Here is a 16,038-nt window from a genome sequence, read left to right on the forward strand (position 1 = left end):
CCTGATGCAAAATACAGCTTTGAATTAATCTACTCCTAACGATGAAGGTAGACTTTTCTTAACTAATAACATGGCGGTTTCATGCTGAGCATGTACAAAAGAATTGATTTTAATATCTGACATGGCTGCTTTTTCTTCTAAGGTGCTTACCTTAACAATTAAGTTAGCTTCAGGATAATAGTCCAATACTGCCTGGCAAATAATTTGTTTATTTTTTAATGTGTTAACAGTCACTATAATACTGCTTGTTTGTTCCACTTTTAATGACTCAAGCACAGGTTGTTTATCTAAGTGACCAAAGTAAGCGTTATAACCACGTTTTCTCGCCAGTAAAACATGTTGTAAATTATCGGAAATAATTAAAAAATTAACCCCTTGATGTGTTAACTCTTTCGCAACAATTCTACCGAGTATGGCAAAACCACAAACAATGGTGTGGTTGCTTACATTTACTCGGGTAATTTTGTCGGCTTCAAAAAACTCAACGACAAACAGTGCGGATATTTTATAGATATTACCCACCATAAACGGCGTTAATATCATGGATAGCACAGTGATCAATATCAAGAAACTCGCAACATTTTCTGTTAGTAGGTTTTGGCTTAACGCCAAAGCAAAAATAGCAAAGGAAAATTCGCCAACCTGGCATAAGGCTAAAGCAGATTTTATTGCTTCGCTTTTATTCGATTTTGCTCTCATCAAAAGATATATTATGAGTGCCTTTATCAGCATCACTAGCACTAATGTACCTAATACCCAATGTAGGTTACTGAGAAAGTAGAACACATCAATTTTCGTACCGATAGAAAAGAAAAAAGCGCCAAGTAACAAGTCTTTATAGGAGGATATATCTGACTCCACTTTGATATGAAATTTAGTTTCAGCAATGATCATACCGGCTATAAAGGCCCCTAAAGAGTATGTAAAACCTAGTTCATGAGCGATTAATGACGTACCTAAAACGATGGTAAATACTGAGCTTAAAAACAGCTCTTCCATACGAGCATTGGACGAAAAATGCAGTAACCAACTGATGATTTTTTTACCAATGGTAAACATAAAAAGAATGATGGCGCTGGCATATAACAAGGTTTTTAATAGAATATCGGTTAGCGAAAGTTCATTGTTTGATAAAAAACTCATTAACAATAAAATTGGGATCACGGCTAAATCTTGGAACACTAAAATAGCAACAGACTTTTTGCCATAGGGTGTCACAATATCTTTAGATTTTTTTAAGTAAGGTAATACGATCGCTGTAGAAGATAAACTGAATGAAAGCGCAATAATGACGGCCGTAATTGCATCAATAGTGAAAATATAATATGCAACGAGAAAAATAACACTGGCACTGAATGCAACCTGCATAGAGCCGTTGAAAAATATCAGTTCCTTCATTTTGCCTAGTTTGGCAAATGACATTTCTAAGCCAATCGTAAACATCAGAAAAACAATGCCAAATTCACCAATTAACTCAAGAGAATGTAGGCTTGTACTGCCATTAAAGTCAAAGAAATTACTGACAATGGTACCGGTAATGATATAACCGATGATATGCGAAATAGAAAATTTAGCTAAGATGATATTTATCACACTTGCCAGTGCTAAAGATACTGCAATAATAATCAGTATAGAGTCCATACAGCCCCTTGAGTCAACCTTATGATTTGTATCGGTAATTAAAAATTCATATGATTAAACAATGCATATTACAGACCAGTAAATTATTTAGCCAATACAAATTAAAGACATATAAATCAGCAAGTTAAAGATATAGGATAATAACTGTTTTTATCTATGCACCTCAAGCGGCCTAAATTACAGCAAACGCACCATTAAGGTGCATTTATTAAGGTGAATTGGCTCTGATAAAAATTAAACATTATCCGTTTACCCTTGTTATAAACACTTGGACTAAAAATATTGTTAACACTACCAGTAGCGCTAAAGCTAGTGTTGCATTTAATTTAGCAGAGTTAGGAATAATGGCTGTGTTAAGAAACTAATATAACCTGAATTCTGGATAATGAGTGCTTGATATTCAAGTGATTCAAAAGCTTAGGTGGCAAAGTAAATGCTATAGCAAGGTAAACATCACTAATAGACATCATCAATGCTTCATTTATGCCATTTCCAAGGCAAAACGTTTATCAATAGCGGGCTATTTATCGACGTTTTAACGCAGACAATGGGTTAGGATTGAGCAAGTGCTGCTTATCCAGAATTCAGGTTAATATAGTGCTGTGTTTACAATGACTTTAGTTAATTGTTATAAAGTTTCGCGCAATGTTTATTATCAATATGATAGCCGTTAGTTTACCGGCAAAAAAAAATCCAATACCTCAGTATTGGATTTTTATAAAAAACAACCGTTAACGTTTAGCTGATGTTAGTACAACCTTTCATATAAGGTTGTAACACTGTTGGCACATTGATACTGCCGTCAGCTTGTTGATAGTTTTCTAATACTGCAACTAAAGTGCGCCCTACTGCTAAGCCAGAGCCATTCAACGTATGCACAAGCTCTGGTTTATTGCTTTCACTACTGCGGTATCTTGCTTGCATTCTACGGGCTTGGAAGTCACCCATATTTGAACAAGATGAAATTTCACGGTAAGTATTTTGCGCAGGTAACCATACTTCAATATCAAAAGTTTTAGTGGCACTAAAACCGATATCGCCCGTACATAAAACTACAGTGCGGTAAGGTAACGCTAGTTTTTCAAGAATTTTTTCAGCATGACCGGTTAAGTCTTCCAGTGCTTGAAAAGAGTCTTCCGGCTTAACAATCTGTACCATTTCAACTTTATCAAACTGATGCTGACGAATTAAACCTCGAATGTCACGACCGTATGAACCTGCTTCACTACGAAAACATGGCGTGTGTGCACACATTTTTATTGGTAAGTCTTGCTCTTCAATAATTTCGTCACGCACTAAGTTTGTTAATGGTACTTCAGCTGTTGGGATCAACGATAACTTTTTGTTGTTTAATTCAGTGTGAAACAAGTCTTCACCAAACTTTGGTAACTGCCCGGTACCGTATAGCGAATCGTGGTTAACTAAATAAGGTACGTACATTTCTTGATAACCGTGCTCTTCGCTGTGCACATCAAGCATAAATTGCGCTAAGGCACGATGGAGCTTAGCAATTTGTCCACGCATTACGGCAAAACGAGTACCAGCAAGCTTAGCACCACTTTCAAAATCTAGGCCTTTGTCTAAAGCTGTGGCAACATCGACATGATCTTTGATTTCAAAATCAAATACGCGCGGTGTACCCCAACGTTTAATTTCAACGTTGTCATCTTCACTAGCGCCAGCGGGAACCGACTCATGAATTAAGTTTGGAATTGCAGAGGCAATATTGTCTATCTGAGCAAGCACTTGCGTTTGCGCTTCTTTAGCCGCTTCTAGCTCGTCACCTAACTTACTCACTTCCGCCAACAAAGGCTGAATGTCTTCACCACGGGCTTTCGCTTGTCCGATCGACTTAGAGCGTGTGTTACGCTGATTTTGTAAATCTTGCGTTTTCATTTGAATAGCTTTACGTTGCTCTTCCAACTCAATCAATTGAGCGGTATCTAGCGTGTATCCACGTTTAGCAAGTTCAGCGGCGGTATTTTCTATATCTGTTCTAAGTAGTTTTGGATCAAGCATGATATGTCACGTGTTTTCTTTATTATTTACTTGTTAAAAATAGATACAATAAACATACCTAATGCCGCTGCAAAAATACACAAACTGACATTGAGTAAAATATTTATTGTTGCTTTTAATACATCACCTTGTTGAATTAATAACAAGGTATCTAATGAGAAGGTTGAAAAAGTCGTAAATGCGCCTAAAAAGCCGATTCCGATCAATGTTCGATAAACACTAACCTCAATTACATTCTGTTCAATTAACCCATATAGTGCTCCCATGATCAGGGAGCCGGAAATATTAACCGCCAACGTCGCAAAAGGGAATCCTTTTCCGAGCCAATTTAAAATTAATTGTGAAATATAAAAACGAAAGCTGGCCCCAAATGCACCACCTAAAGCAACAAATAAGTACAAACTGAGATTACTGATGTTATTAGTCATATCGACGTTGATCACTTTGTTGGTCTAATTGCTGGAGATACTTTAGTTTTTCACGCAGTTGTTTTTCTAAGCCGCGATCAGTGGGTTGATAAAGCGTTGTATGTGCTATTTCTTCTGGAAAATAGTTTTCACCAGCGGCAAAACCGCCGACTTCATCATGTGCATAACGATACTCACTACCATGCCCTAACGCTTTAGTTATAGCACTGGTGGCATTTTTTAAATGTAATGGTACGTCTAAATCGCTTGTTTCTTTCGCAAGTGCTTTTGCTTGATTAAAAGCACTATATACAGCATTGCTTTTTGGCGCTAATGCCATGTAAACAGCAGCTTGTGCTATCGCGCGTTCACCTTCACTTGGCCCAACACGTGCAAAAGTATCCCATGCGTTAATGGCCAATTGCATTGCCCGAGGATCTGCGTTACCAATGTCTTCACTAGCAATAGCTAACAATCTTCTAGCGACATATAACGCATCACCGCCGCCTTGTAAAATTCGGGCATACCAGTATAAAGCCGCATCTGGATCAGAGCCGCGTACTGACTTATGAAAGGCACTGATTAAATCATAAAAAGCATCTCCGCCTTTGTCATAAAGCGCAATTTTATTACCCGCAACTTGAATTAACTGTGCTTTGTTCAGCCGCTGTTGGTTGTTTTCAACATCGGCAATTGCTAAACAATTTTCTAACAAGTTGAGTAATCTTCTTGCATCGCCATTGGCTAATGCAATTAGTTGCTTTTGGGTTTCATCATCAATAATTATCTCAAGCTGCGTGTTTTTTTGTTGATAATTTATCGCCCGCTGCAAGACATTATTTAAGTTCTCAGGGCTGAGCTTTTTTAGGGTATATACACGAGCTCGCGACAAAATGGCCTGGTTAAGCTCAAAGGCTGGATTTTCAGTGGTTGCACCAATAAAAATGATGGTGCCATCTTCAATATGCGGTAAAAAAGCATCTTGTTGACTTTTGTTAAAACGATGTACTTCATCAACAAACAGTACCGTTCTACGCTGTTGATGTATTGCACGGTCTTTAGCATTTTCGATCGCTTGTCGTATGTCTTTAATGCCAGAAGTTACCGCGGAAACACGCTCTATATCGGCGTTGGCATGATTAGCAATAATTTCTGCAATCGTAGTTTTGCCGGTACCTGGTGGCCCCCAAAAAATAAGCGAATGAACTTTTCCTTGTTCAATGGCTAAGGGGAGTGGCATACCTTTGGCTAAAATATGTTCTTGGCCTTCATAATCAGCTAATGATTTTGGCCGCAGTTTTGCCGCTAGCGGCTTAAAACTGTCATCTTCAGCAAATGCTAAATCAAGTGAGCCATTAGCGTTGGTCATCTAAATAAACACCTTCAGGGACAGTAAACGTAAATAAACTCGTATCAGGCTTTTCATTATGGTTTGACAGTGTGATCACACTGAGTTGCCCTGTGGCATCAAGAATATTAAAAGCAGACAATTCAACATTGTTAACGTCTTCAGCAAAAGTTAGCTCTAAGCTTTTAACGCGAGCATTGTCATTGTTGGCACTGATCAAATACCGATTATCCGCTAATTGACTCACGTTATAATCTCGCCATAACTTTTCGTCATTACTCGTGATCAATAAAATGGGCGTATTAGCGATCGCATTTGCCAAAGAGTACACGCTAACCTGTTCAACAAAAGGATCATAAAACCATAAATTGCTACCATCAGAAACAATCAAGGATTCATCAGGCAACGTGGTTTGCCAATTAACTAAGTTAGGTTTACTCACTGATAATAAACCACTACCTTGCTGTAACTCATTACCGGTTTCATCAAATATTTTTTGACTAAATTCAGCACTGAAAAATTCGATTTTTGCCAACTTTGCCATTAACTTCGCTTTACTCGCATCGCTTTCTTGCGTAACGGCATTGGCGTTAATCTCACTAGTTGGTTCTGTGCTATCAGCTATTGCAGTATTACTCGTTAATACTGAAGTAAATAATGTCGCTATAACTGCTGCACTTTTTAGCAACTTCATTTTTTTAAACATCTTATGATTCCTTAATCGGCGGTGGCGCTAATACTTCTCTTGCACCATTATTGCCTGGTCGACTTACGACACCGTTTTGCTCCATTTGTTCAACAATACGAGCAGAACGATTGTAACCAATTCTAAATTTTCGCTGGATACTTGAGATGGAAACCCGACGAGTTTCACTAATAAAAGCTAGCGCTTCATCATATAAAGTATCGATTTCTTCATCACTATTACCCTCCGCTTGCTCGCCAGGTAATAAAATTTCTTGTTCGCTATCTCCAGATAAAATGTCTTCTATATAGTTTGGCTCAGCTCTTGATTTCCAATCGCTAACCACGGCATGTACTTCATGATCATCAACAAAAGCGCCATGAACTCGGATGGGTACCGCTTCGCCGGGTGGTAAATAAAACATATCACCCATCCCTAAAAGTTGATCCGCACCTTGTTGATCTAAAATGATACGAGATTCTATACGCGATTGTACTCTTAAGGCCATTCGCGTTGGAATATTGGCTTTGATTAAACCAGTAATGACATCTGCCGATGGTCGTTGAGTAGCGAGAATTAAATGAATACCTGCTGCCCGTGCTTTTTGGGCTATACGGGCAATAAGCTCTTCCACTTTTTTACCCACTATCATCATCATGTCAGCGAATTCATCAACAATGATGACAATTGATGGCAGTTTTGTTAACAAAGGGGGAGTTTGAGTAAAAGCATCGCTTGGTTGCCATAAAGGGTCAATCAAAGGTTCTCCCGCTGCAATTGCTTTGGCAACTTTGTCGTTATAGCCTTTGAGATTTCTTACCCCAAGCTTAGACATTAATTGGTATCGTCGTTCCATTTCGCCGACACACCAACGCAGCGCATTAGCTGCTTCTTTCATATCAGTTACTACCTCAGATAATAAATGAGGAATACCATCATAAACTGAAAGCTCTACTTGTTTAGGGTCAATCATGATCATACGGACATCTTCTGGTGAAGACTTATATAAGATACTGACAATCATGGTATTAACAGCAACTGACTTACCAGAGCCTGTGGTACCAGCAACTAATAAATGCGGCATTTTAGCAAGATCGGCAATAACAGGCTCACCCGATATATCGCTACCTATAGCCATAGCTAAGTTCGATTTTGAGTGTGAAAATTTCTCACAAGAGATTACATCAGCAAAAAATACCGTTTCTCGATGTTTATTAGGCAGCTCGATACCAATGACGGATTTACCTTCTATGACCTCAACCACGCGAACACTTTTTGCCGACAGCGAACGGGCTAAGTCTTTTGATAAGTTGGTTATTTTACTGGCTTTCACGCCAGGCGCTAAATTTAACTCAAAGCGTGTGATAACAGGACCAGGAAAAACGCCAACTACTTCAGCTTTAATGCCAAATTCAAGCAACTTTGCCTCAACTAAACGTGAAACACGGTCTAGTTGCTCTTGGTCAATCGGATGTTTGGCCCGATCAGGACGGTCTAATAAATCTAATGACGGCATATCACTGAAGTTGGGTTCAACAGGTTTATCATTCTCTAATTGCTGATAAATTTTATCATGCAATGTTGTAGGTTCTTCCACCGTAATTTTTTCAACAGGCTCAAATGCAGCGGCTATTTCATCATCACTAACATGCTCTTGCACATTCATTGCTAGTGGCTCACCCATTAATTCATCGATATCGACATAAGGTTCATGCTCACGAGTGTTGTAAGCACTGTCATCATGACTTTTAGCAAAAATACTATCATGCTTAATATCACCGAGTGTTTCTAATGCTTGTTTGACTTCATCAGGCTCTTTTTCAAAGGCAATGTAGTGCTCAGGTACGCTATCAGCATCTGCTGTTGCGCTGTTATTATTGACATCTACACTTGCTAACTTTTCTGCGTCGCTATCGGTGACAGTTACTTTTTCTGGGCCTGTTCCTAAATGATGCTTGATCAATGCCGGTAAACTTATTAAGTATTCCATCGCTTTTATCGCATATTCCCCTACCCTGTCGATGAAATTAAGCAGCGATACACCGGTTAATAATACAAATCCCGATGCACAAAAAGTCACAAACAATAAGGTACTGCCAATAAAGGAGAAATACGGTAATAGTGAGTTACTTAACACATCACCTAAAATACCGCCGGCAGAAAAATAGAAAACATCGTCGAAATTCATACTGGCAATAGAAGTAATACCGATGTAAAACAAAATAAAACCAATAAACTTTAAACCAAGGGTAAGGTAATCAAGGCGAATTAATTGGTGATATTTTTGAAACAGCAACCAACCTGTTATAGCAATAACAAAGGGTAAACTATAAGCAATTAAGCCAAATAAATTTAACAGTAAATCTGACAGATAGGCACCAACTGCCCCGCCCATATTACGGACTGGTGTTTGATAACCCGTTTGCGACCAGCCAGGGTCAGCGGGGTCGAAACTAAACAACGCTAACATAATAAACATGGCAAAAACGCAAGATACTAATAACCCTGCTTCGAGAAGGCGTTGAACGCCATTTAACTTAGGAGAAGGTGAAGACAAATGCACACTCTTGAAAAAATTATCATTATAATCTTGCTAAAATACCAAACATTAGCAGCGAATTAAATCTTTTAGCGTTTTATTGGTAATAGATTTGATGATTTCACCTCTTCCATCACTACGTAGGTTCTACTTTCACTTACAGCAGGTAAGCGTAATAGAGTACTGCCAAGGAGTTCACGGTAAGCTGCCATATCAGCAACACGAGTTTTTAATAGAAAGTCAAAATCACCTGAGACCAAGTGACACTCTTGAATGACGTCAAGTTGATGGACTGCTTTAGAAAAGTCATCAAAAACATCAGGACTGGTTTTGGTCAAGGTTATTTCAACAATAACTAATAAGGCTGCTTCTAACTTATGTGGGTTTAAAATGGCTTGATAACCGGTGATAAAGTTGTCATTTTCTAAACGCTTTACCCTTTCTAAACACGGCGTCGCACTTAAGCCTACGCGCTTTGAAAGTTCGATATTAGATAAACGACCATTTTTTTGTAGTTCAACTAAAATGTTTTTATCGATACGATCGATTTTTTTTACGGTGGTAGAACTCATATACAATTCACTACAAATTAACATTTTATCAGGATTATATACTAATTTACTAAGAATAACGACAGGTTAATCCGCTATAAAGTCACTATACTAGTCGCATATTTTATAAGAGAGATATAACTATGATTATTGGTGTACCTAAAGAAATAAAGAACCACGAATACCGTATTGGCTTAACTCCTGCTGGCGTTAAAGAGCTTGTTGTTAATGGCCATGAGGTTATCGTTGAAAATAATGGTGGTGCAGCAATCGGTTTTGATAACGATCAATACATCACAGCCGGTGCAAAAATTATTGATTCAGCAGCTGAAATTTTTGCTAGCGCTGATATGATTATCAAAGTAAAAGAGCCACAACCTAACGAGTGTAAAATGCTTCGTCCAGGCCAAGTGCTATTTACTTACTTACATTTAGCCCCTGATCCAAAGCAAACTGAATTACTTGTTGCTTCTGGTGCTACTTGTATTGCTTATGAAACTGTTACTCAAAATGGCGGTGGCTTACCATTATTAGCGCCAATGTCTGAAGTTGCAGGTCGTATGTCTATTCAAGCCGGTGCCCACGCATTAGAAAAAGCTCAAGGTGGCTTAGGTGCTTTATTAGGTGGTGTTCCAGGTGTTGCGCCAGCAAAAGTGCTAATTATTGGTGGCGGTGTTGTAGGTACACAAGCAGCACGTATGGCTGTTGGCATGGGAGCAGATGTAACTATTTTAGATCGCTCACTACCTCGCCTTCGTCAATTAGATACAGAGTTTGATGGCCGTTTAAAAACCGTTTACTCAACAGCTGATGCAATGGATCAACTGATTGTTGAAGCAGATTTAGTTATCGGTGCAGTGTTAATTCCTGGTGCAGCAGCACCTAAATTAGTGACAGCACAACACATCAAAATGATGAAAAAAGGTGCTGTTGTCGTTGATGTAGCGATTGACCAAGGTGGTTGTTTTGAAACATCTAAAGCAACAACACATCAAGATCCAACCTATATGGTAGATGACGTTGTACATTACTGTGTGGCAAACATGCCAGGTGGTGTGGCAAGAACATCAACAATGGCATTAACTAATGCAACTATGCCATTCACTGTTACTTTAGCTAACAAAGGCGCTAAGCAAGCTATGCTTGATGATGCACATTTAATGGCTGGCTTGAACGTTTTAGGTGGAAAAATTACTTATAAGCCTGTTGCAGATGTATTAGGCTATGACTATGTTGCTCCAGAAGAAGCTGTTGCAACGTTATAAGCTTTAATAAGTAGATTTATAAAGCCGCTATTTATTAGCGGCTTTTTTTATCGCTTGTGTTTTAACCGTCAACAGCCTAGCTAAAGTTGCAAGCATTTAAGCTAGCATTGCTGTTATCTCATGCAAGCGATACAGTTTTATTGACTAGCTTTCATATTCTTAAGGTTATTATCAAGAGCACTTAGGCAGTGAATTTGTAAAATTATGCTTGCAGTTTTATGTAATAAGTTATTATTTATAATTAATTCTTTGTTGCTCTCTTGAGATAATCACTTAGAATCCCAACCATTAAGACATTAACGTATTTATTTTGGAGTAGTTCATGAGCGAAGCAAGACATTGCCCGTTACTCATTTTAGGATCAGGCCCTGCAGGCTATACCGCAGCTGTTTATGCTGCACGAGCAAACTTAAAGCCTGTGATGATCACAGGTATGCAGCAAGGTGGTCAACTTACCACGACCACTGAAGTTGAAAACTGGCCGGGTGATGCCGATGACCTTACTGGTCCAGCATTAATGGATCGTATGCAAAAGCACGCTGAAAAATTTGATACTGAAATTATTTTTGATCATATCAATGACGTAGATTTCAGTGAGAAACCTTATAAGCTTAAAGGTGATTCTGGATCATATACTTGTGATGCCCTCATTATTTGTACTGGCGCTTCAGCACAATACCTAGGCTTACCTTCTGAAGAAGCCTTTATGGGTAAAGGTGTTTCTGCTTGTGCTACATGTGATGGATTTTTCTATAAAAATCAAAAGGTAGCTGTTGTAGGCGGTGGTAATACAGCCGTGGAAGAAGCCTTGTATTTATCAAATATTGCCTCAGAAGTTCACTTAATTCACCGTCGTGATACCTTCCGCTCAGAAAAGATTTTAACTAAGCGTTTAATGGACAAAGTAGCGAATGGTAATATTGTTTTACATTTAGATCGTACCTTAGATGAAGTTCTTGGTGACAATATGGGTGTAACAGGTGTTCGTATTAAAGACATGAACTCTGATGCCACAGAAGAATTTGATGTTATGGGTGTGTTTATCGCCATTGGCCACAAGCCAAATACTGATATATTCAAAAATCAATTAGAAATGAAAGACGGCTATTTGACTATACAAAGTGGCACCAATGGCAATGCGACTCAAACCAGTGTTGAAGGCATTTACGCTGCGGGTGATGTTGCAGATCACATCTATCGCCAAGCAATCACATCAGCTGGTGCTGGCTGTATGGCTGCGCTTGATGCTGAGCGTTACCTAGACGCAAAAGGCAGTCACTAGACAATGACCAGAGCTATTCCTTGGTTATCTTCGAATAGCTCGACTTTTCCTGCATTATCAAAGGCGTTGATTGAGCCCAATGGTTTACTCGCTTTTGGTGATGATTTATCACCTGCCCGCATATTTCAAGCCTATCAGCTCGGTATATTTCCTTGGTTCAGTGAGGGTGATCCTGTGATGTGGTGGAGTCCTAATCCGCGTGCAATCATTAATATATCTGCTCTTAAAATTAATAAAACCTTACACAAGGTACTGAAACGCCGAACGTTTACCGTAACGTTAAATAAAAGCTTCGAACAAGTCATTGAATTGTGTGCTGACGCCCCCTTTCGTGTCGAGGAAACTTGGATTGTTAGTCCAATGTTAGCCGCCTATAAAAAATTACATTTGCAAGGCAAAGCACATTCTATTGAAGTATGGCAAGATGATGAACTTGTCGGTGGTTTATACGGTGTTGCTGTCAACGGATATTTTTCTGGTGAGTCTATGTTTTATAAACAAAGCAACGCATCAAAAGTTGCCTTGGTTTATTTAGCACAATTACTCAAGTCAATTAATGTTGAAATGATTGACTGTCAAATGTTAAACCCCTTTTTAGCTTCTATGGGCTGTGTCGAAATTAACAGAGAAAGCTTTATCACCCAACAGTCAATAGCAAAAACTATTGTACCCCAGGAAAATTTTTGGCAACCTCGTCGATTAAACCTAACGTATTATTCGAACTAATTGCATCGAAAACGTATTATTAAATTAATCCCGTTTCGTATAAGAAAACTCACTCATTTAGATGATTGATATAAAGCTTGTTATAATAAAATTTGCCCAGTAATTCGCTTGGGCGCTTAAGATATTTAGGCTTAGTACATCTATTAAAAGGTAATTACCAATGACCATAAACTACGAGCTAGGCATCACTAAGCCATTTCCTTGTAATTACCTACCTGGGCAAGAAGAGCGCTTATTAGTTGCTGTAGATACAAATTTACATAATAGTGTGCATTATGGTTGGTTAATGCAGCAAGGCTTTAGACGTAGCGGTAATGATATCTATCGCCCTCATTGTATTAACTGCCAAGCATGTCAATCACTTCGTGTGTTAGTACAAAGTTTCACTCCATCAAAAAGCCAAAAACGCTTATTAAAACGTAATCAGCAATTTAAAGTCGTCGTTAGTGAACAAATAAAGCCCAGCTATTACCCTTTGTATGAGCAGTATATTAATAATATACATAACGACGGCTCTATGTTTCCTGCGTCTGAAGAGCAATTTCAGAGTTTTACCCTTAATAATATTACAGCGCAATATTACATCGAAATTTGGCACGGTGAGACTTTGATCAGTGTTGCTGTAACAGACAAGATCCCTCATGCGTTATCCGCTGTGTATACATTCTATCATCCTGATTACAGAAAATACGGCTTAGGTGTTTTTTCGATTTTAAAGCAAATTGAAATTGCTGCTCAGCTTGAACACCAGTTTCTCTATCTTGGCTACCAAATTACGCAATGCGACAAAATGAACTATAAAAATCGTTATAATCCACACCAAATATTAGTCGAAAATCAATGGCAAACCGTAAATAAATAACACTATAGCTTTACATTAGCGCTGCAATTCGGCATTATCTGCGCAGCTTTTTATTTACGCACTAATTTAGAGGTTTGGCGCCCAATGGCGAAAGAAGAAAATATTGAAATGCAAGGTACTGTTTTAGATACTTTGCCAAATACTATGTTCCGAGTTGAATTGGAAAATGGTCATGTTGTAACCGCTCATATTTCTGGCAAAATGCGCAAAAATTACATTCGTATTTTAACTGGCGATAAAGTCACTGTTGAATTAACACCATATGACTTATCTAAAGGTCGCATTATCTTCCGTGCTAGATAAAAATTAATTAATTTAGTTTTGAATACGCTTTAGGTTGATATAAATAAGGCGTTTTTTTATTACTTAAATTTAGTTAATTCCAATTTAAATAACAAAAAACCGAGCATGCTCGGTTTTTTTATTTGTTTTGAAATAAGTGGCTAATTTACACTAGTGTTCAACGAGTTCTTTTTTCGATTCATAATTGATCACGAGTTTATCTTTTTTAACGGCAACACGCGCCACACCACCTTGAGTTAATTCACCAAAAAGTAACTCATTGGCTAATGGTTTCTTTAATTGCTCTTGTATTAACCTTGCCATAGGTCTTGCCCCCATAGCTTTATCATAACCGTTGCTAGCCATCCATTTCTTAGCATCTTTAGTTATCTCGAGTGAAACACCTTTTTCATCAAGTTGTACTTGTAGCTCAACAATAAACTTATCGACTACTTGTTGAATAATTTCATCGCTTAAGTGGTTAAACCAAACTATATTGTCTAAGCGATTGCGAAACTCAGGTGAAAATACTTTATTAATTTCTTCCATGGCATCAATGCTATTGTCTTGTTGCTTAAAGCCAATAGATTGCTTCACCGTATGGGCAACACCGGCATTAGTAGTCAAGACTAAAATAATGTTTCTAAAGTCAGCTTTACGGCCATTGTTGTCTGTTAAGGTACCATGATCCATAACCTGCAGCAGAATGTTGTAAACATCTTCATGGGCTTTTTCTATCTCATCCAATAAAACAACAGCATGTGGGTTTTTAATCACAGCATCGGTGAGCAAACCGCCTTGCTCATAGCCAACATAACCTGGAGGCGCTCCAATAAGTCGACTTACCGCATGCTTTTCCATATATTCAGACATATCATAGCGTAATAGTTCAACACCCAGTACTTTCGCCAGTTGCTGTGTGACTTCTGTTTTACCTACACCCGTAGGGCCAGCAAAAATAAAAGAGCCAATAGGTTTATTTTCGTTACCTAAACCTGCTCGCGATAAGCGAATAACTGACGAGAGTTCGTCGATGGCGTGATCTTGGCCAAAAACCACCAGCTTTAAGTTACGATCAAGTGTTTTTAAGCTATCAACCTCGGTCGATGACACTGACTTTTCAGGAATACGCGCCATTTTAGCCACGATGTTTTCAATATCTGTATTACTAATTACTTTTTTACGCTTAGATGCCGCGATTAATTGTTGGCGAGCACCGGCTTCATCAATAACATCAATCGCTTTATCCGGTAAAAAGCGCTCATTAATATATTTAGCTGACAGCTGTGCTGCTGCCCTTAGCGCCTTATTTGAATAACGCACACCATGATGAGCTTCATATTTATCTTTCAAGCCATGCAGAATTTTTGTTGTATCATCAACACTGGGTTCAATAACATCAATTTTTTGGAAACGACGCGCTAAGGCGCGATCTTTTTCAAAGATACTTTGATACTCTTGATACGTTGTAGAGCCTATACAGCGTAATTTTCCTGATGATAACAAAGGTTTGATCAGGTTAGATGCATCTAACATTCCTCCAGAGGCTGCTCCAGCACCTATGATGGTATGTATCTCATCAATGAAGAGTATCGCATTACCATCTTGTTCAAGTTCTTTTAATAAGGCTTTAAAGCGCTTTTCAAAATCACCACGATATTTTGTACCCGCGAGCAATGCTCCCATATCTAAAGAGTAAATTGTTGCATCCGCCAAAAACTCAGGGACTTTGTCTGATATCAGAAGATTTGCTAAACCTTCAGCAATGGCTGTTTTACCAACGCCAGCTTCACCTACGTATAGCGGATTATTTTTACGGCGACGACTCAATACTTGTAAAGTACGCTCAAGCTCACTATCACGACCAATGAGTGGATCAATATTGCCTTTTTTCGCTTCTTCATTGAGGTTAGTGGCAAAGTTGTCAATGGTGCGGGGTTCTTCATCACCTGCCGGTGCTTGTTCTGTGCTAGTGCCACTTTCTTGATCAATTTTAGCGATACCATGAGAAATGTAGTTAACAATATCTAAGCGACTAATATCCGATTTCTTTAAAAAATAAGCGGCTTGTGATTCTTGCTCACTAAATATTGCGACTAAAACATTTGCGCCATTAACCTCACTTTTGCCTGAGGACTGAACATGAAAAACTGCACGTTGCAGCACACGTTGAAAACCTAAAGTAGGTTGAGTTTCTCTTTCTTCTTCACCAGTGGGGATTACTGGTGTCGTATCGACGATAAACGCTAATAGCTCTTTTCTAAGATTGGTCATATTAGCGCCGCAAGCATTTAAAGCATCAATCGATGAAGGGTTATCTAACAACGCCAACAATAAATGTTCAACCGTCATAAATTCATGGCGAGACTCTTTAGCCTGACGAAAAGCCATATTTAACGATACTTCTAAATCTTTATTTAGCATAGGTTAC

At 38.5% G+C, this 16,038-nt stretch carries 13 protein-coding genes; 5 read left to right on the plus strand and 8 right to left on the minus strand.

What is annotated here, in order from left to right:
* Positions 1-24: 24 nt before the first annotated feature.
* From B0169_RS10725 to lrp, 7 genes are all read right to left on the minus strand, one after another.
* Positions 25-1,641: a cation:proton antiporter domain-containing protein gene (locus B0169_RS10725; RefSeq protein WP_077285973.1), complete on the minus strand. Its 1,617-nt coding sequence runs from the start codon at positions 1,639-1,641 to the stop codon at positions 25-27.
* Positions 1,642-2,379: 738 nt separating this feature from the next.
* Positions 2,380-3,660 carry a serine--tRNA ligase gene (gene serS, locus B0169_RS10730; protein ID WP_077285974.1) on the minus strand — a complete coding sequence of 427 codons (1,281 nt, stop codon included), beginning with the start codon at positions 3,658-3,660 and terminating at the stop codon, positions 2,380-2,382.
* 26 nt (positions 3,661-3,686) lie between these two features.
* On the minus strand, positions 3,687-4,088 hold the full coding sequence (gene crcB, locus B0169_RS10735) for a fluoride efflux transporter CrcB (protein ID WP_077285975.1): 402 nt from the start codon (positions 4,086-4,088) through the stop codon (positions 3,687-3,689).
* On the minus strand, positions 4,081-5,436 hold the full coding sequence (locus B0169_RS10740; protein ID WP_077285976.1) for a replication-associated recombination protein A: 1,356 nt from the start codon (positions 5,434-5,436) through the stop codon (positions 4,081-4,083). The genes crcB and B0169_RS10740 overlap by 8 nt, the downstream gene beginning before the upstream one ends.
* The gene (gene lolA / locus B0169_RS10745) at positions 5,423-6,121 is read right to left on the minus strand and encodes an outer membrane lipoprotein chaperone LolA (RefSeq protein ID WP_077285977.1); all 699 of its coding nucleotides are present in this window, start codon (positions 6,119-6,121) and stop codon (positions 5,423-5,425) included. The genes B0169_RS10740 and lolA overlap by 14 nt, the downstream gene beginning before the upstream one ends.
* 1 nt (position 6,122) lies before the next feature.
* The gene (locus B0169_RS10750; protein ID WP_077286138.1) at positions 6,123-8,579 is read right to left on the minus strand and encodes a DNA translocase FtsK; all 2,457 of its coding nucleotides are present in this window, start codon (positions 8,577-8,579) and stop codon (positions 6,123-6,125) included.
* A 149-nt stretch (positions 8,580-8,728) separates the two neighbouring features.
* Positions 8,729-9,211 carry a leucine-responsive transcriptional regulator Lrp gene (gene lrp, locus B0169_RS10755; protein WP_077285978.1) on the minus strand — a complete coding sequence of 161 codons (483 nt, stop codon included), beginning with the start codon at positions 9,209-9,211 and terminating at the stop codon, positions 8,729-8,731.
* Positions 9,212-9,333: 122 nt separating this feature from the next.
* Here lrp and ald point away from each other — a divergent pair, with 122 nt between their 5' ends.
* The 5 genes from ald (at position 9,334) to infA (ending at position 13,628) form a co-directional block, all read left to right on the plus strand.
* Positions 9,334-10,455 carry an alanine dehydrogenase gene (gene ald / locus B0169_RS10760; protein WP_077285979.1) on the plus strand — a complete coding sequence of 374 codons (1,122 nt, stop codon included), beginning with the start codon at positions 9,334-9,336 and terminating at the stop codon, positions 10,453-10,455.
* Positions 10,456-10,777: 322 nt separating this feature from the next.
* On the plus strand, positions 10,778-11,737 hold the full coding sequence (gene trxB, locus B0169_RS10765; protein WP_077285980.1) for a thioredoxin-disulfide reductase: 960 nt from the start codon (positions 10,778-10,780) through the stop codon (positions 11,735-11,737).
* 3 nt (positions 11,738-11,740) lie between these two features.
* The gene (gene aat, locus B0169_RS10770) at positions 11,741-12,463 is read left to right on the plus strand and encodes a leucyl/phenylalanyl-tRNA--protein transferase (RefSeq protein WP_077285981.1); all 723 of its coding nucleotides are present in this window, start codon (positions 11,741-11,743) and stop codon (positions 12,461-12,463) included.
* Between the two features lie 160 nt (positions 12,464-12,623).
* A complete protein-coding gene (locus tag B0169_RS10775) occupies positions 12,624-13,325 on the plus strand; it encodes an arginyltransferase (RefSeq protein ID WP_077285982.1) in 702 nt (233 codons plus the stop codon).
* 84 nt (positions 13,326-13,409) lie between these two features.
* The gene (gene infA, locus B0169_RS10780) at positions 13,410-13,628 is read left to right on the plus strand and encodes a translation initiation factor IF-1 (RefSeq protein WP_011043571.1); all 219 of its coding nucleotides are present in this window, start codon (positions 13,410-13,412) and stop codon (positions 13,626-13,628) included.
* A gap of 150 nt (positions 13,629-13,778) precedes the next feature.
* On the opposite strand, the gene clpA is transcribed toward infA, so the two are convergent.
* Positions 13,779-16,031, minus strand: a complete 2,253-nt coding sequence (gene clpA, locus B0169_RS10785; protein ID WP_077285983.1) for an ATP-dependent Clp protease ATP-binding subunit ClpA — start codon at positions 16,029-16,031, stop codon at positions 13,779-13,781.
* Between the last annotated feature and the right edge of the window lie 7 nt (positions 16,032-16,038).

Origin of the sequence: Cognaticolwellia aestuarii, assembly GCF_002000025.1 — a bacterium.
GTDB lineage: Bacteria > Pseudomonadota > Gammaproteobacteria > Enterobacterales > Alteromonadaceae > Cognaticolwellia > Cognaticolwellia aestuarii.